Genomic DNA, 16,531 nt, shown 5'->3' on the forward strand with positions numbered 1-16,531 from the left:
GGTCGCTGTAAACCGGCCCAGAGGCCCGTGGTTGGCTTGCCAACTGCAGGGCTACGGAAAGCCCGCTCCGTACCGCTGAGCGGTCGGAGTCGGGTAGTTTACAGCTACCTGTGCAGTCTGGAGAGCTCTATGGAAGTCCAAACTTGGCTGAATTGGCTGTTCGGAGGATTGGCCCTGCTGATCTGGGTGGGAGGCATGCTGATGATGTTCACCACGGTGTTCACCACCAAAGGCACCCAAGATCCTCAGTCGGCGTCCAAAAAGGGAGGTGTTTAGCCCAAGCGGGATCCCTGGTAGCCGGCCCCATGCCTTCAGAAGACTGCCAGGCGCGATCGGCTGTCGGTGAGGGAGCTAGTCCAGCTCCCGTTGGCGTAGCCGCTGCAGAGCCGAGCGAGGTTTCTCCTTCTCCGGAAATTGTGTCTCCGTTGCGGTGGGCAGGGTGGCTGTTTCTGTTTTCTGGGGTTCGGGCAAGAGCTGGGCCGCTTCCGACTCAACGGCTGGAGGGCGAGCCGGGGGCTGGCCGGGCAAGGGAACAGACTCCAGGGGGGCCAGTAGAGATTGAAGATGGCGGTGGGTTTCGGGATTGTTGCTGGCGGCCTGGGCCAGGAGGGTGAGCTGCTCTTTGGCTGCGACCAGGTTCCCCAGTTTGAGATCCACCAAAGCCAGTTGATAGCGGGCTTTAAAACTACTGGGATCCACCTCCACCGAGCGTTGAAAAGCGGCGCGCGCTTCCGCCAGCTTGCCCTGACGGGCATAGATCAAGCCGAGGTTAAACGGCACGTCTGGATCCCGTTCGCTGGGGAGCACCAAGGTTTTTTCTTCCAGTTCAATCGCGCTCCGGTAGGCGTTGACGGCCAAGGTATGAAAGCCCATCTGCAGATAGCGGGCTCCGTCTTCCTTCAGTTGGGCGACCGTCGGCTCCCCTGTCAGCAGGGTCATGGGCGGTTGCGCATGGGCAGGCATTGCCATCGCCCAACTCAGCAGGCATCCCACCGCTCTTAGGCTCAGGGGGATAGCCGGATGACCGGGCTGCTGTTTATTCACCACCATGATCTGTTTCCTCCAACCACGTCAACACCACTTCGTTCCACCCCTCTGGGCCAGGGAGCTGAGCCAACTGCCATTGGGGCAGGGCCTCATTCCAGAGGCTATCCGCAATTGGGCTGGGAAGCACCACTTTTCGTTCTGCCCATCGCAAAAAGGCCACATCGGGCGGGGAACAGCCAATGCCCAAAGCCTGAACAGGGCCCAAATGCCGTTGGTAGCAATCCAGCAGCCGCCGTACCGCCTCTTCCCCCGGCGAGAAATGGGGCTCTGTAACCGGCTGCACCCATCCGGTCAGATACCATTGCGGTAGGCTGGAGAAATGAAGCTGACGTACCCGCAGCAGATGTTGGGTGAGGTTAGCTTCTTGCTGGGCAAAGGCTTCTCGCAGGGTTTCGGGATCCCCGGAATAGCTGAAAATCTCGCTGTACTCCCGCTGCTGCGCTCGCTCTGCCTCTTCCAAAGGGATCCCGGCGGCAGCCGCCAGCTCAGAGGCAGTCCAATCTCCAAACCCGATCAAATCCAAGCGGGAATCTTGACGCACCTGCTGCAGGATGCTGCGCAAGCGGGCATAGGGCAGTCCCAGAGCATACACATAGTAGGGAGGACGGTGTTGCCAGCGTTCGTCCAAAATGCCCGCCGGGAAATAATGCTCGGGAACGTAAACGGCGGATCCGTCCTCACAAATGAACGGATGCTCCAAGTGCAACTGCCGCCGCACATGTTCCAGTTGAGCGCGGGTGCGCAGGCTGTAGAGCACCAAGGGAATGGAGCGGCGCTCCAGAGCAGCCAAGGCTTGTCGGGCAGCACCATAACTGTTGGATTCCAGATCCAGCAAGCTGCCATCCAAACTGGTCAGGACAAGTCGCATAGGCGCAGGAGGGGAAAAGGCGCCGGCACCCTCAGAAGTCCAAGCAGGCCAATCGACCGGGATGCCCAAAGCGCCAACATTACCCATGATCCAACAGGTTGAGCAACCCAAACCGCCAAAATGACCCTCTAGGGTAGGTTCAAGGGCGGCGGGAAGCCCCGCACTGTAAGCGTGGCTAGTGTCCTGTGCCGAAGGCGCGATCCCCTGCATCCCCCAGCCCAGGCAGGATAAACCCTCGGTCGTTCAACCGCTCGTCGATCATGGCGCAGAAAATTTGCACCATGGGGTAGTGGGATCCCAGCCGCTGTAACCCCGGAGGCGCTGCCAAGACGCTGACAATCCTGACCAAGCTGAGATCGGACCCCCGTTTTTTCAGCTCATCCAAAACCCAGAGCAGCGTGCCCCCGGTGGCCAACATCGGCTCGGGAATGAGGATGCGCATCTGGGCGGGGATCCGCTCGGGAAGGCGATTGAGGTAGCAACTGGCCTGCAGCGTTTCCTCGTCGCGTACCATGCCGACGTGAAAAATCCGTGCCTGCGGCAAAAGGGCCTGACAACCTTCCAGCATCGCCAAGCCGGCCCGCAACACCGGCACAATGCCCAGCAGGGTATCCGGCGCGATGACCTCTGCGACAACAGGTTCCAAGGGCGTTTGCACCTGCACAGTCTGGGTGGGGATCCACTCCCGCATCGCCTCATAGGTCAGCCAACGGCCCAGCTCCGACATGGCCGTGCGAAACAGGGGCATGGGCGTCTCCACATCCCGAGCCACAGTTAGCCAGTGCTTGATGAGCGGGTGAGGAGGTACGTAAACACGAAGCTGCTGACTTGCCACCAGAGGACGCCTCAATCTGGGCGGTAGCATAGCGGGTTACCTCGGCAGAAAGCAAGCACTCCAATGGATGGAACCGCATGCCACTGGATCTCGTCTGCAAATGCCGGTAGCCGGAGATACTGATCTGCCCAAGCGTTTTGGGTTTGCTAGGGTGTCGCTGTTTACATGCGTCTTTGGCCACCTTAGTATCCTGTAAAAAGCAGGTTAGGGAGAATGACTCATGGTTTCGTCTCGGCCCTCTGAATCGACCACCAAGGCTCTGAGCCGCCGTCAACTTCTCAAGGTAGGGGCCGCAGCCCTTGGGGGCGGCCTGTTGGCGGCGGGGGGTGCCCAAGCTCGGCGCAAGCCCTCTCCCACCCTGATCGTGGCTCAGGGATCCGGCCTGGAGCGCGTTTCCTACGCCACCAACTGGTATGCCCAGGCGGAACACGGCGGCTTTTATCAGGCGGTGGCGACCGGCATCTACCGCGAGCATGGCCTGGATGTCACCATCAAGATGGGTGGCCCCGGCATCAACATCACCCAGGTTTTGGCCGGTGGAGCTGCCGAATTTGCCATGGGGGGAAGCGTAGGGGTGATCAGTGCCGTGCGAGAAGGGATCCCCCTGGTGTGTGTGGCAGCCATTTTCCAAAAAGACCCGCAGATCCTCATGGCCCACCCCGGCACCCAGCGCTTTGAGGAGCTCAAGGGCCGCCCTATTTTTGTCTCGAAAGGGGGACTTGTCACCTACTGGCCCTACTTGAAGGCGCGTTTTGGCTTCACCGACGATCAGGTTCGCCCCTACAACTTCAACCCCGGCCCCTTTTTGGCGGATCCCAGCTCAGCTCAGCAGGGCTACCTGACTTCCGAGCCTTTTGCCATCCGGCAGGAAGGGGGATTCGAGCCGGTGGTCTTCCTCCTGGCGGATTTGGGCTACAAACCCTACGCCACCACCATCGAAACCCGTCGGCAACTGGTGGAGACCCGGCCCGACTTGGTGGAGCGATTTGTGGATGCCTCGATCAAGGGCTGGTACAGCTTCCTAGAGGATCCCCGTCCGGCGTATCGCTTGATCCAGCAGGACAACCCGGAAATGACCGATGCCCAATTGGCCTACAGCTTCGAGAAGTTGCAGGAGTACGGCATCATCTTGTCCGGCGATGCGCTGGAAAAAGGCATTGGCGCCATGACCGACCAACGCTGGCAAGACTTCTTCGACAGCATGACGGTGGCGGGCGTGTTTGAGCCAACCATCAACTACCGGGCTGCCTATACGCTGGACTTCGTCAATAAAGGCACTGCCTACTACACTGCCTGACCGGCAACACTACCCCGTCACCCAGCCACAGAAGCGGCTGATAGCCGGCCAACTGAGCTCCAACACATCGGTCAGGGCGTGGTCGCTCTCCACTGCCACCAGTTGGGCCCAAGGGCGACGGGCCACGTAGTCTCGGCTGGCTTGGATGGGAATGGTTTCGTCTTGGATCCCATGCACAATCAGGGTGGGCACCGGCCGTCGTAATGCCCCATCTGGGTAGCGTTGGGCATCGGTGATAAAACCGTATTCCAAAGGCAGCGGGCGCCCTTCTCCATAGTGAAACACCGTGAGTTGTCCGGTGCGTTGCCAGGTCTCCACCGCCTCGGCCCCCAGCCGCGGCAGCCAATGGCCCAAAAAGCCGAAAGCCGGCGCCAAGAGCACCAGGCGCTGCACACAAGGGTGCTGTTCGGCAACCCAGGCGGCCACCAAACCCCCCAAACTAGAGCCGATGAGGGTGACAGGAGGGTAGTTCATCTCGGCAAGCTGGTCGCCAACCTGCCGGATCTGGCGGGTCAAGGTGAGCTGGGCAAAATTGCCCTGGTTCAGATCGGGCACCTGAAGGGGGATCCCCACCTGCTGCAGCCGCTGCCGAAAAAAAGTTGCCTTGGCCGACTGGGGCCCAGAGCCAAATCCATGCAGGTAAATGGCCAACACGGAAAAAGATCCCTATGGCCCTGTGGCTGCCGAAAGCCAACCTGCGCCCAACACCACGCTGATGGAGAGGAAAAGGGTAGCCACCGTCCAGGTGATGCGGTTGAGGTTTTGCTCGGCACTTTTGGAGCTGGAGAACAACTGGGCCTGCCCACCAATGCCCGCCAACCCATCGCCCTTGGGGCTGTGCAGCAGCACCAAGATCACCAGCAAGATGGCCGAGGCCGACCAGAGAAACTCAAAAAATGCTTCCATCGCAGAGGATCCCCGTAGGGCAAGTTGCCAAAGCCATTATCGCCTAAAGCCCCATCCTAGCGCACTCTGTCTCGGCACCGCTGCCATTGCCAAATCCAGTCGCCAGGCCCAGACGTCTCTGCTCTCTCCAGGAATGTCGACCATTATTTCACCGCCTGGGCAAGTGCGCGGATCCCGGCTTGCAGACGTTCCTCGATGTCGGCCTCTAGCTGGAGTGTTCCGGCAGCATCAAACTGAATTTGAGAACTTAAGATGTAAACCCCTCTCAAAATATGGGTGGCCCCCATCACCGACAACACAGGTTTCATCGCAAAGTCGATGGCCAGCAGATGGGCCAGGGTTCCCCCGGTGGCGATGGGGAGAATCACTTTACCGGTAAAGGCGTCTTGATCCAGCAAATCCAGCAGCGCCTTCAACACGCCTGGATAAGAGGCTTTGTAAACGGGAGCAGAGATGACGATCCCGGCAGCTTGGGCCACCTTTTGCTGGATCTCCCTGAGTTGAGGGCTATCGAACTTGGCCAGCGCCAGATCCTCTGGCGGCAAGTCCCGCACCGAAACCAACTGAGTGGTCAACCCCAAATCCGACAGGATCGCGGCAGCGTGATGCAAAATGGCTTCCGAGCGAGAAGGAGCGCTGGGACTACCGGAGAGCAAGAGGATGCTGGACATAGGTTGCAGACAGAATGCTGCCTCAGTTGTATCAGGGATCCCACGTGAAAGATGATGATAGACTAGAAAGGACAGGGCTTCAGGATGCCGGGCCCAGTCCTGTGCGGGCGTAGTTCAGTGGTAGAACGCTAGCTTCCCAAGCTGGATGTCGTGAGTTCGAGTCTCATCGCCCGCTTCTTGACACCAGACAAGCAAAACCCTCTTCCCCCGATCATTATTCGGTTCCAACCTACCCTGAGCCGATGTCGAGTTGGAGGGGGGCAAGGAGCCAGTAGAAGTTCTTGGGTCGGTGTCCGCTTAGGTAATCAAGCATGCAACTTTACGAGTCCGACTTCTATGCCTGGACGCAACAGCAAGCTGCACTGCTGAGAGCGGGGCAGTGGGAGCAACTGGATATCGCCAACTTGGTGGAGGAAATTGAGGCTTTGGGCAGGCAAGAACGCCGGGAATTGCTGAACCGGCTGGGGATCCTGGTAGGACATCTGCTGAAGTGGCAATTCCAGCCCCACCTGCGAGGCAAAAGTTGGCGGGCAACGATCACCGAACAACGCCGCCAGATCCAGCGGTTGCTCAGGGACAATCCCAGCCTCAAGCCCGATCTTTCGGCAGCCCTGCAAGAGGCTCATCAGGACGGGATTCTGGTGGTGGTGAGAGAAACGCCCCTGTCTGAGACAGATCTGCCGGCCCAGTGTCCCTACACATTAGAGCAGGTGATGGATCCCGACTTTTACCCTGGCAAGGAAGATCCCCCGTGATCTGCTCAGCCCGCCGAACCGGCAGCAGGGCCCCCGTGGGTCTCCACCGGGTTGTCCACCACTCGTCGCAGCACGCCGTTGACGAAAGCGGCGGCCTCCGGATCCCCGTATTTTTTGGCCAATTCTACGGCTTCGTTGATGGCGACCTTAACGGGGCTGCTGGCCAGGATCTCCATTTCCACCACCGCCAGGCGCAGAATATCGCGTTCGATCCGACCCACCCGCTGCAATTGCCAGCCCAGCAAAACCTTTTGCAAACGAGCATCAATCGCCTCTTTGTGAGCATGCAGAGCGGTTAACAGTTGCAAAGCATAGGCGCGCACTTCTGAAGATTGGGCAATGTGCAGTAGCTCTGGCATGGACAAGGCAACTCCCAGCCGGTTGACCGCCTGTTGGGACAACTGCACAACCTCATCCAGGATGTGGCGGACGCTGTGCAGTCGCTGTTCCATGTGTTCCAGGGCTTGGCCGGCGTTGCTGAGGGCCACTTGGGCTTGGTGGGCCAGCTCCAGCAATTCTCCCGGCGCGGTGTCGCGGGCGTTGGTCTCCGTCAGAGCCGTTTCCAGGCGCTGCAGATGTCGTTGGGCCTGCTGAAGGCGGACAGTAAGGGAGCGAGATCCGCCCTCTTCCTTGGCATCAGAAGCAGCCAATAACAGGGGATCACTCTCGTGCAGCAGGCGATCGCTGCGCTGAATTTCCGCCGCCGCCGTGGAGAGAGTTTCATGGGTCTCTTCCTGCAGGGCGCGGATGGCTGCCAGCAGCAAGTCCGCCAGTTGTTTTTCGCTCAGTTTGGCCGCCGTGGCCGGCAGTTGGTTGACCCCTAGCAGGGCCAGTTCGCGGGCAACACGCCGAGGTTGCATTGCAGAATACCCATGGTTTTGAACAACTGCCCCATCGGGCTTAGCCATGCTAGCAGGCTGCCGCGGGGCAAGGAAGAACCAGAGGCCTCGCTGTCAACTCGCTTTGGAAGGGCGGCTTAACACGCGAAACGCCAAAGATGCACTCTGCTCTTTGCCATAGGGGGATTGGCTGGAGACCGAGAGGGTGAGCCGCCGTTTGCTGCGAGTGATGCCCACGTATAGCAGCCGCAACCGCTCTGCCGCCAAGTCTAGAAAGGCCTGTTCGGTAGGAGAGTTGGCCTGCAGCTCCCAATACCTTCTGGGGCTGAGCTGTCGCAACTGGGCCAGGGCCTCTGCTTTCATGTCTACATCTTCCAAAAACTTCAGCCCCACCGGTCGCTCCCCGTGCTGGGCGGGAAACTCGTAGGCCGACACCTGGGGGATGAACACCTGATCCCATTCCAGCCCCTTGGCACGGTGCAGCGTGGCGACGGTGATGCTGCCCGGCTCGGGGTCGAAGGCAAAGATCTCCGAGGGCAGGTTGTTAAGGTGGCGATCCAGAATCACCTGAAATTCTTGGGCAATCTCCTGCCAATCGACCTCAGGCAGGGATCCCAGCACCTGCTCCAACTGGTCGATGACGTAGTGACCTACAAACAGTTCTTCCGGCTTGCGGTAGAGGCTTTGGACAATCACATTCAGCGCCTCTGCCCAGGGAGAACGCCCGGCCCATAGCCAACTGGCTAGGGTACACAGCAGCCGGCCTAAGCTTTGCCAAGAGGGGCTATCCGGCAAAGTAGGGGCTTCCCCAAACTGGGGAAACAGCAGCCGCTCCGGCAGCGAGGCGCGGATCCAGTTCAACATCGGCCCCAGCTCCAGGCGCGGGATCCCGGCCCAGTCGGCCAGGTGATCCACAGCAGCGGCCAGGCGAGCGGGGACAGTGGGCTGGGCCAACCAGTCGATTATTCCCTTGAGTTGCAGCAACACCCGCCGCTGGCTGGGGTTGCCCCGCAACAGATCGATCATCCGCTCCGCCCCCAGTTCCCGCAGATAGTCGAGGGCCTTGCCCCCCAGCTCATTGGTGGTGACCAGAATGGCCACCGTCTGGTCGGGGAAGGCTTGGGCGGCTGCCAGGGCCCACCGTGTTACCTCCTGCAATTCCTCTTCCGGCGATCCGGCTACCCGGCGAAACTCCACCTGACCCTCGCTGGCCGGGGGATTCTGGCCGCCAGCGGTGGCCGGACGAATGTGCTGGGGAGCCAGGGCGGTGCGCAGGGCCGGGATGGGGTGCTTCTGGTTCACCCAGTCCACCAGGCGGTTGGCCAACTCGAGGATCTGGGGGGCGCTGCGGCTGGACTCTTCTAAGACTACTCGGGGATTGGCCTGACAAAAGGCGCGAAACAGCCGTGGCTCGGCGGTGGTGAAGGTGCCCATGATGCTTTGGTTGGGATCCCCCACCCGCACCAGGTTGCCGGCGCGCTGGCTGAGCAACCGCAGCAGCTCTTCCTGCAGGGGGGAGCTGTCCTGGGCCTCGTCCTCGAACAGGTAGTCGTACCAGCTTTGCACCTGCTGCCGCAGCACAGGGTCGCGCTCGATCAGCTCCACCGCCTGCCAGCCCAGGTCGTCGTAGTCCAGCTTGCCCAGGCGACGCAGCTCCGCCTGGTAGGCGGCATAGAGGGGGGCGGCCCAGCCCAGATAGCCCTCCCTGTCGGCAGGGATCTGCTCCGGCCCCAGACGCAGATTCTTGGCCGTGCTGATCACCGCCTGCACCATCTGCTGGAAGCTACGCCGAAACCGCGTCCGGTTTCGAACCACCTTCTGGTGGGAATCGTCGGGGGGAATCAGCGGCTCCCAGAGGTGGGTGTGGTGGGCGAGCCAGGCGCGGCAGAGACGGCTGAGCAGGCGCTCCTGTTCATATCCCTCCAGGATGGACAGCTCTTCCCAAAGGCCAGGGGCCTCCCGCAACACCCGCAGCGATAGCGAATGCAAGGTAAAAGCTTGGGTAAAGCGCTCCGGATAGCCCGCCTCTTGCAGGCGTTGGTTGATGCGGCTGATCAGATTGCCCCGCGCCGACCGCATGTAGGTGAACACCCCGATGCGCTCCGGCGGGATCCCTCGATTCAGGATGAGGTCGGCAATCAGCAGCTCCAGGATGAACGTCTTGCCGCTCCCCGGGACTGCCGCGATCCCCAGAGGTCCCGAACGATACGCCAATGCCCGTTGCTGTTCTGGACGCAGCGTGACTTGGGGAAAAGGAGAAGCAGCCAAACCCACCATCGGCTCCCTGCCTAGTTGAGAATAAAAGTCTCGATGGCCACCGCCACCCCATCTTCGCTGACGGGGGGAGCCACCCAATCGGCGTGGGGCAGCAGAGCCGGCGAGGCATTCCCCATCGCTACCCCGATCCCCGCATACCGCAGCATCTCGATGTCGTTGTCGCCATCGCCGATGGCCATCACCTGATCCGCCGACACCCCCAGCAGCTCTTCTGCCAGAAAACGAACGGCATTGCCCTTATTCACCGCCGGATGGGCGGCCTCCAAAAAAATCGGCTCCGAGCGAGTGAGGTAGAGCTGCTCAGGAGAATACTGCCGCCGCAGGGATCCCTGTAATGCCTGCAAAAACTCCGTATCTTCACAAACAGCCAGGATCTTGGTGGGGCTTTGCCCATATTGGGCGGGGGAAAGCATCTGGAGCGGCACCTGGGAGCGTTCGGCATAGGCTTGGCTGAGGGGGCTGAGCTCTCGCACATAGAGCTGGTCATCGATGTAGAGGTGCACCCCCACCGGCTGATCCTGCAGCACCTGCAACAGCTCCTCCGTCAGCCGCCAGTCCAGGCTCCAGTGTTTTAAGGTCTTTTGGCTGTCGGGATCGCGAATGAGCGCCCCCTGATAGCTGCAGAGGGGCATATCGGCCCCAATGGCGTGGTGAAACCGCTCGGCAGAGCGATGCATCCGACCCGTCGCAATCGCCACCCGCACACCTGCGGCTTTGGCTTTTTGAATGGCCCGCTGCACCGGCTCCGAAACCTGGTTGGAAGGCCCGGCAATCGTGCCATCGATGTCCACCACCAACAGCCGAATGTCCCTCCGGGATCCCCCTTCCTTTTTTTGCTCTTGGATTTGAGCCTCTGCTCCGGTTTGCATTGCCCCTCCTCCTGGCAACCTCCCAGACCCTAACACGACTGCGGTCGGCTCCGTCGATAGTCTCAATAGGCCAGATTGAAGTGATCCTGAGTTGGATGCTGAGAGGTCAATCGACGGGGATTAGCAATGGTTCAAATGGCCGGTTAAAGGGTTCGGATCCCTGCCCTCTGCTGTTTAAGGAAAGAGCATACAATTGAGGAAGACTAGCCCCGTGATGGACAGAAATACCGTGAACATGCTGAAACGAATTGGTCGCGTCTGCCGGCCTTTGCTAGCCGTTGCCCTGGCCTTGATCTTGGCTTTGGCCCCCGTGAGCGCCGTCTGGGCCCGCAGTGGTGGTCGTATTGGGGGCGGCTCTTTCCGGTCTCCGACGTTCTCTGCGCCCCGCTCCATTGGCCCTCGCTCGGCTCCGGTGTACCCCAGCTATGGGGGTGGGTTCGGGTTCCCCCTGGTGGTGCCCTTTTTCTGGGGGGGCGGTGGCGGCCTGCTGACACTGCTGCTCTTGATTGGGGCCGGCAGCTTTTTGGTGCGCAGCCTGCGCTCGGCTGTTTCCGAAGATGGAGAGGACGGGGTTGGCGACCCGCTGGTAACCGTGGCCCAGGTGAAAGTGGGCCTGCTGGCCAGCGCCCGGCAACTGCAAAAGGAGATCAACGCTCTGGCTCTGGAATCAGACACCCAGTCGCCGGAGGGGCTGAGCCAACTGTTGCAGAATGTCAGTCTGAGCCTGATGCGCTACAGCGACTACTGGGCCTACGGCCATGCCCAGGTGGAGAAGCTGCCCCTCCCCCGCGCCGAATCCCTGTTCTACCAAGCCTCTTTGCAAGAGCGCAGCAAGTTTAGCGCCGAAACCCTCACCAACCGCAATAACCAAATCCAACAGGTTCCCCAAGCGGCGCTGAAGCGCGCTGCTGCTGGGATCCCGGACGTGGGCGAATACCTGGTGGTAACTCTATTGGTTGCGTATCGTGGCAACTTGGGTACACTACCTGTAGTTAATTCCGTGGCGGAGCTGCGGCAGTGTCTGATGCAGTTGGCTGCCATCCCGGCCGAGCGGATTGTGGCCATCGAGGTGCTGTGGACGCCGCAGTTGGAGGGAGACACCCTGTCGGCGGAGGCGCTGTTGACCGAGTACCCGGAAATGCGGCTCCTGTGAGGGAGCTGGGCTGAGGAGACGGCAACAGTCGGCTGAGTGTCTCAACGCCTCGGGATCCCCACCGTGAGGCCAGAGAGGTTCTATGTCCGGGTTGGATACTTCAGCAGCCAGGGGCCGTCGTTCTCCTTGGGTATGGTCTGGCCAAGCGAGGCAGGCAGATTCTCTGTTTGATGAGCTGTTTGGGGATCTGGAGCACAGCCTTGAGGCAGAGGGAGCGGAGGAGTATCCCTATTTGGGTACGCGCCCCCCGTTGCTTTCCCGCCGTTCTTCGGCTGGCGGCGGACTGCTGCTGGGTTTAGCTTTGGCGGCCACGCTGGTGGCGGGGCTGGCTTTTTGGATGACTCTGCGCCCGCGATCAGGGGTTTTCTCACAGGCCGATCCACCTCGGCAAAGAGATCCCGATCTCGTCGAGGCGCTTGGGCCTGCCTATTCCGCTTCCCTGCCAGCCCAAGAGCCGTCCTCGGCTTCAGAGGAGGAAGGTCGCCTGGATCTGCCTGAAAAGGTTATCTCTCAGGAGCCCAGCGGAGAGGTCGTGGCCAAGCCGGCGGCGAGAACGATCCCTGCAGCGGCAGCCAGCGCTCCTCCTGCCGCTCGAAGGTCTGCTCCGCCGGCGCGGATCCCGCCTCAACCGCCGCCCCAGATGAAGTTGGTGGGGTTGATCCACGATCCGGGTGCCCCTAAAGCCTTGATCTTGGTGGACAACGTGGTGCGGCAGGTGCCGGTCGGCCAGGCGGTGAAAGGAGAGTGGCGAGTCATCTCCATCAGCCCCTACGGGGTGGGCGTGAGCAACGGCGTTCGCAGCGTTACCTTGCAGTTGGGGTTGTCGCAACGGATCTAGATATCTCTCTTTTGTCTGGAGAGGGATCCCCGTGGAAGGTTGGATCGATAAAGAAAAAGGGAGAAGGGGCAGATGAAATTCGCCAAGCTGGGGCGAATGAGCCGCGGCAGAGTGGGATTGGGCTTAGCTTTGGGGTACCTCTGTCTCGGTCTGTTCGCTTGTCGCAGTGCGCCCCCCTCTTCTGGCTCTCCATCTGGGATCCCGCCGGCCTACGCCCATCGCCCGCAACTGCAAGGGAAGGCAGTGGTGGAGCTAGAGGTGCAAACTGCTGAAGGAGTGGGCAAGGTCCTCTTGGAGATCCGCGGAGAGGAGGCGCCCCTTACCGCCGGCCAGTTTGTGGATTTGGTGCAGCGGGGCTTTTACAACGGTCTCACCTTCCATCGGGTGGAGAAAGATCCCCAGCCCTTTGTGGTGCAGGGCGGGGATCCGCGGGGAGATGGCACCGGCGGCGCCCCAGAGCCGGGCAGCAGCCGCTTGCGCACCATCCCTCTGGAGATCCAGGTGCGCGGAGAGCCTCACCCCCGCTACAACACGTTGATCGAGGATCCCATCGCCCTGAGCAAGCTGGCCTTGCCCCATCGCTTGGGGGCGGTGGCCATGGCCCGTTCCAGCCCTCTCGACTCGGCTTCTTCCCAGTTTTATATCGCCCTCTCTGCTCTGCCGATCCTGGATGGGCGCTATGCCGTGTTCGGCTATGTCACCAGTGGCATGGAGTGGGTGGAGCGCCTGCAGGTGGGGGATGTGATCCGCTCGGCGCGGGTGCCGGAAGGAGCGGACTTGCTCAGGTATCCAGCAGGAGCAGATCAGACGGCGGCCCCCGGCGGTTTATGATAGGCAGCAGCTCTGCTGCTGGTTCGGCTGTCGTGGCTTGGGGAGGGGAGAGTTTTGTGCTCGCCCTCTCCACCAACCTGTGGGCGCCTTTTCATGCATGAAGACGCTTTTTCTCCTCTTGAACCCCTAGACGAGCTGCCACCTCACTCGCCGCCGGAGGTGGATGTGGAGCGGATGCTGCAGCAGTTGCAGGATCCGGATCCCCGTTTGCGGATGCAGGCGGCCCGCGCCTTCTGTGAGATCGAAGAACCCCGCGCCATCCCGCGCCTGTTGGCTTTGCTCAGGGATCCCTGCCCGTTGGTGCGGGTGGGAGCGGCCTATGCCCTGGGTCGCAATCCGGATCCCGCTGAGGTGGAAGTGCTGATCCAAGGCCTGCGCCGGGATTGGAACGGCTATGTGCGCAAAGGGTTGGTGTGGGCATTGGGCAATGCCAAAGATCCGCGCGCCTATCCGGCGTTGCTGGAAGTGTTGGCCGAAGATATCGCGGCAGTGCGGCTTTGGGCGGCCAGCGCCCTCGGACAATTGGCTCAAGCTCAGGTGTTGTCTGGCCCGGCCTTGCAAGAGGTGGCGGCAGCCCTCTGTCGGGGTTTGGCCCACGATCCGGTGGCGGCAGTCCGCGGCAACTGTGCCTGGAGCTTGGGGATCCTCGGGCAACAGGTGAAATTGGCTCTCGAGGATCCCACCGTTTACGCGATGTTGAAAAGGCAGTTGCTGACAAGCGCCAGCCGCGATCCCGATTGGGGAGTGCGGGACGATGCGCGGCTTGCCCTCCTAAAATTAGCGGATCCCGACTTGCCGGAGCAACTGGATAACCTTAAGTAAGCTACCTGACACGACCACCCCCGGCCCCTCTCCCTCAGGGAGTCAGCCCAAGCGCTCCGCGCCGCTAACGCGACCACCCCCAGCCCCTCTCCCTCAGGGAGAGGGGAGTTAGGGATCGAGGCAACGAACGGTTTCATTGCCATTGGAAACGACTGTAACTGGGCGACGGCTTCAGCGAACCAGATCGAGCAGCCAGGCAAAGTAGAAGCGGCTTTGAATGGTTTGCCGTTGTTGCACTTTCCAGCCCCACTCAGCAAGGTGGCCCACCAGCGTCGCCTCGCGGTGCTGATAGGCGCGGGTGGTCTTGCTGGGGCCGGGGAAAAACTCCCCCACTTTCTTCAGCAGCGTCAGCCAGGGGGTTTTGGGAGCAAAACTGAAGATCAACCGGGATTTGGCCAAGCGGGTCAAGTGGCTGAGCATGCGCAGGGCTTCGGCTTCGGGATAGTGGATCATCACATCCAGGCAGACGACAACATCGTACTCCCCCGTCAGTTCTTCCAAATCCAAAACCTGAAACTGGGGGTTGTCTGTGGATCCCAGCTCCATCTGTTGGCGGCGACGCGCTTCGTTGACCATTTGCTCGGAAATGTCGCTGGCGAACACCTGCGCCCCGCGGGCGGCCAAAGGCAAGCTAAGGCTGCCCACCCCGCAGCCGGCATCGCAAATGCGCAAACCGGAGGGATCCCCCAGCCATTGCAACACCGTCTCGACCGTGCGGGCATGGCCCAGTCGAATATCTTTTTGGACGAAATTGACTTCCTCGTTGCCGTAAATGCGGCGCCAGCGCTCGAAGCCGACCGTGTTGAAATAGTTGCGGACGATGGCTTTTTCTTGCATAAGACTGCTAGTTGTATGCCGGGATCTGCCGGGGAATCACTCCTGGGCGGGCAGATTGGGGATGCGGATTACATTTTACCCCGAAGCCGCTGCCGCCACTCCCAGCGCCTGTCCCATGCCTGTATTAGAATTAACTTGCCTTCACCGGAATAAAACTCAATGACGGAAGCTGAGATTGCCCAGGCGTTGCAGGCCAGCTTGGCTGTCCCTGTCAAAATTGCCGTCAAACGTCGCCAGGGCCATTTGCACGTTCTCCTCAACCGCTCCCCGCAAACCCAGCTCGACTACCCCCATCTCACCCAACAGGTGCGAGCCGCGCTGGAGGCATTTGGCCCATCCGGCCTGGAGCAGGTGACGGTCTATGGACGCACCTCGGGACATTCCGAATACGAGTGGCAGCAAACCGAGCCGCTGCGGGATCCTCTCTTGGGCGCTGAGGAGACTACGCTCGTGCTGGAAAAGCAAGGCAATCGGCTGCTGCAGGATCTGACGCTGGTTGCTCCCGATTCCGCCGGCCCCCAGCCTGAGCCCAAAGAAAAGGATCCCGGCAAGAAAGCTGCTGGCAAAGGCGGATCCCCTATTGCCTGGCTGTGGCCGGCAGTGCTGATGGTCGGGATGGGGGTGGCGGTTTTGCTCCTTTTCTTTCTCTAGAAAGCAGCCTGGCTGGGGATCAAGCCGGCTGTGGTGAAGGCCGGGATCCAGACGGGGCTGGGCGAGTCGAAGCCGCCCTTTGCAGGGCATCCTGCAGCATCCGCTCCACCAGCTCCGTAAACGTCCACCCCAGCGCCGCTGCCGCATCAGGGCAAAGCGAAGTGGGGGTCATGCCGGGCAACGTATTCACCTCCAGCACCCAGGGGTTCTCGTCGGCATCCACCCGCAGATCCACCCGCGCCAGGCCCTCACATCCCAACACCTGATAGGCCCTCAGCCCTGCCGCCTCGCAGCGGGCCAATCCTGACCCCGTGAGGGAACAGGGGATCAAGTGCCGCGAGCCGCCGGGGGCATACTTGGCTTCATAATCGTAAAAATCCCCCTGGGCGGGGATGATCTCAATCGCCGGGAGAACCTGGCCGGAGAGGATGGAGAGGGTGATCTCCTTGCCGGGAATGTAGCGCTCCAGGAAAACCCGCGAGGAGACCGAGCTGGCCAACTCCAGCCCCTGAGCAAATGACCTCTCATCCTGGACAATGCTGATCCCCACCGTCGAGCCGTTGTTGCTGGGCTTCACCACCAGCGGGGATCCCAAGTGCGCCACGCACTCGGCCCAGGAGAGCGGTTGCGCTTCATCCCAGACCAGCCACTCAGGGGTGGGGATCCCTGCGCCGCGAAAGATCTGCTTGGACACCAGCTTGTCCATGGCCAGAGCGCTGGCCAACGGCCCGGATCCCTGGTAGGGCAGGCCCAGCCACTCCAGCATCCCCTGCACCACCCCATCCTCGCCGCCGGGGCCGTGCAGGGCAATCCAGACGAAGTCGCAGCCGGCCTGCTGTTCCTGCCAAAGGCGCAGCGGCAGATCCTCCTCCGGGTCGATCAGCTTCACCCGATGGCCCAAATCTTCCAAAGCCCGCTTACAGGCTTTGCCCGTTACCCAAGAAACCTGACGTTCTGCCGAACGACCCCCTGCCAAGACAACAATGTTCATGGCTTAACCCCAAAGCACTCCCCACTCTCAGCAACCGGCACCAG

General features: G+C 61.1%; 19 protein-coding genes and 1 tRNA gene. 9 read left to right on the forward strand and 11 right to left on the reverse strand.

Going from position 1 to position 16,531, the window contains the following annotated elements:
- Positions 1 to 129: 129 nt before the first annotated feature.
- Positions 130 to 276, forward strand: a complete 147-nt coding sequence (locus tag NW858_RS08180) for a hypothetical protein (RefSeq protein WP_414336774.1) — start codon at positions 130 to 132, stop codon at positions 274 to 276.
- 75 nt (positions 277 to 351) lie between these two features.
- Here NW858_RS08180 and NW858_RS08185 read toward each other — a convergent pair whose 3' ends face one another.
- From NW858_RS08185 to upp, 3 genes are all read right to left on the reverse strand, one after another.
- The gene (locus tag NW858_RS08185; protein WP_414349106.1) at positions 352 to 1,050 is read right to left on the reverse strand and encodes a tetratricopeptide repeat protein; all 699 of its coding nucleotides are present in this window, start codon (positions 1,048 to 1,050) and stop codon (positions 352 to 354) included.
- Positions 1,037 to 2,002, reverse strand: coding sequence for a hypothetical protein (locus NW858_RS08190; RefSeq protein ID WP_414341833.1), 966 nt, complete (start codon positions 2,000 to 2,002; stop codon positions 1,037 to 1,039). The genes NW858_RS08185 and NW858_RS08190 overlap by 14 nt, the downstream gene beginning before the upstream one ends.
- A gap of 88 nt (positions 2,003 to 2,090) precedes the next feature.
- Positions 2,091 to 2,780, reverse strand: coding sequence for a uracil phosphoribosyltransferase (upp, locus tag NW858_RS08195; protein WP_414335167.1), 690 nt, complete (start codon positions 2,778 to 2,780; stop codon positions 2,091 to 2,093).
- Between the two features lie 190 nt (positions 2,781 to 2,970).
- Here upp and NW858_RS08200 point away from each other — a divergent pair, with 190 nt between their 5' ends.
- The gene (locus tag NW858_RS08200) at positions 2,971 to 4,047 is read left to right on the forward strand and encodes an ABC transporter substrate-binding protein (RefSeq protein ID WP_414335166.1); all 1,077 of its coding nucleotides are present in this window, start codon (positions 2,971 to 2,973) and stop codon (positions 4,045 to 4,047) included.
- A gap of 9 nt (positions 4,048 to 4,056) precedes the next feature.
- Here the strand turns inward: NW858_RS08200 and NW858_RS08205 are convergent, their stop codons facing one another.
- The 3 genes from NW858_RS08205 to ssuE form a co-directional block, all read right to left on the reverse strand.
- Entirely contained in the window at positions 4,057 to 4,701 is a 645-nt protein-coding gene (locus tag NW858_RS08205; protein ID WP_414509233.1) for a YqiA/YcfP family alpha/beta fold hydrolase, read from the reverse strand.
- Positions 4,702 to 4,713: 12 nt separating this feature from the next.
- Entirely contained in the window at positions 4,714 to 4,953 is a 240-nt protein-coding gene (secG, locus tag NW858_RS08210) for a preprotein translocase subunit SecG (RefSeq protein WP_011433676.1), read from the reverse strand.
- A gap of 143 nt (positions 4,954 to 5,096) precedes the next feature.
- Positions 5,097 to 5,624 (reverse strand): NADPH-dependent FMN reductase, encoded by a 528-nt coding sequence (ssuE, locus tag NW858_RS08215; protein WP_414335163.1) that lies wholly within the window; start codon positions 5,622 to 5,624, stop codon positions 5,097 to 5,099.
- 103 nt (positions 5,625 to 5,727) lie between these two features.
- Between ssuE and NW858_RS08220 the strand changes: the two genes are divergently transcribed.
- Together NW858_RS08220 and NW858_RS08225 are read left to right on the forward strand one after the other, a co-directional pair.
- A tRNA-Gly gene (locus tag NW858_RS08220) sits at positions 5,728 to 5,799 on the forward strand.
- Between the two features lie 136 nt (positions 5,800 to 5,935).
- Positions 5,936 to 6,379 (forward strand): DUF29 domain-containing protein, encoded by a 444-nt coding sequence (locus tag NW858_RS08225; RefSeq protein WP_414335162.1) that lies wholly within the window; start codon positions 5,936 to 5,938, stop codon positions 6,377 to 6,379.
- Between the two features lie 5 nt (positions 6,380 to 6,384).
- Here the strand turns inward: NW858_RS08225 and nusB are convergent, their stop codons facing one another.
- The 3 genes from nusB to NW858_RS08240 form a co-directional block, all read right to left on the reverse strand.
- Positions 6,385 to 7,239 (reverse strand): transcription antitermination factor NusB, encoded by an 855-nt coding sequence (gene nusB / locus NW858_RS08230; protein ID WP_414335161.1) that lies wholly within the window; start codon positions 7,237 to 7,239, stop codon positions 6,385 to 6,387.
- 93 nt (positions 7,240 to 7,332) lie between these two features.
- On the reverse strand, positions 7,333 to 9,495 hold the full coding sequence (locus NW858_RS08235) for an ATP-dependent helicase (protein ID WP_414520265.1): 2,163 nt from the start codon (positions 9,493 to 9,495) through the stop codon (positions 7,333 to 7,335).
- An 11-nt stretch (positions 9,496 to 9,506) separates the two neighbouring features.
- The gene (locus NW858_RS08240) at positions 9,507 to 10,364 is read right to left on the reverse strand and encodes a Cof-type HAD-IIB family hydrolase (protein ID WP_414335158.1); all 858 of its coding nucleotides are present in this window, start codon (positions 10,362 to 10,364) and stop codon (positions 9,507 to 9,509) included.
- Positions 10,365 to 10,578: 214 nt separating this feature from the next.
- Between NW858_RS08240 and NW858_RS08245 the strand changes: the two genes are divergently transcribed.
- The 4 genes from NW858_RS08245 (at position 10,579) to NW858_RS08260 (ending at position 14,008) form a co-directional block, all read left to right on the forward strand.
- Positions 10,579 to 11,517, forward strand: a complete 939-nt coding sequence (locus NW858_RS08245) for a DUF1517 domain-containing protein (protein WP_414335157.1) — start codon at positions 10,579 to 10,581, stop codon at positions 11,515 to 11,517.
- Between the two features lie 82 nt (positions 11,518 to 11,599).
- Positions 11,600 to 12,355, forward strand: a complete 756-nt coding sequence (locus NW858_RS08250) for a hypothetical protein (RefSeq protein ID WP_414335156.1) — start codon at positions 11,600 to 11,602, stop codon at positions 12,353 to 12,355.
- 72 nt (positions 12,356 to 12,427) lie between these two features.
- Entirely contained in the window at positions 12,428 to 13,186 is a 759-nt protein-coding gene (locus NW858_RS08255; protein WP_414520266.1) for a peptidylprolyl isomerase, read from the forward strand.
- 93 nt (positions 13,187 to 13,279) lie between these two features.
- Positions 13,280 to 14,008 (forward strand): HEAT repeat domain-containing protein, encoded by a 729-nt coding sequence (locus NW858_RS08260; protein WP_414520267.1) that lies wholly within the window; start codon positions 13,280 to 13,282, stop codon positions 14,006 to 14,008.
- Between the two features lie 171 nt (positions 14,009 to 14,179).
- Here NW858_RS08260 and bchM read toward each other — a convergent pair whose 3' ends face one another.
- Complete coding sequence (gene bchM / locus NW858_RS08265) at positions 14,180 to 14,845, reverse strand: magnesium protoporphyrin IX methyltransferase (protein WP_414520268.1); 666 nt, start codon at positions 14,843 to 14,845, stop codon at positions 14,180 to 14,182.
- A gap of 159 nt (positions 14,846 to 15,004) precedes the next feature.
- On the opposite strand from bchM, the gene NW858_RS08270 reads away from it, so the two are divergent.
- The gene (locus NW858_RS08270) at positions 15,005 to 15,496 is read left to right on the forward strand and encodes a hypothetical protein (protein WP_414509240.1); all 492 of its coding nucleotides are present in this window, start codon (positions 15,005 to 15,007) and stop codon (positions 15,494 to 15,496) included.
- A gap of 19 nt (positions 15,497 to 15,515) precedes the next feature.
- On the opposite strand, the gene NW858_RS08275 is transcribed toward NW858_RS08270, so the two are convergent.
- Entirely contained in the window at positions 15,516 to 16,487 is a 972-nt protein-coding gene (locus NW858_RS08275; RefSeq protein ID WP_414520269.1) for a D-alanine--D-alanine ligase, read from the reverse strand.
- Between the last annotated feature and the right edge of the window lie 44 nt (positions 16,488 to 16,531).

Source organism: Synechococcus sp. H55.10 (assembly GCF_047502715.1).
Classification (GTDB): Bacteria; Cyanobacteriota; Cyanobacteriia; order Thermostichales; family Thermostichaceae; genus Thermostichus.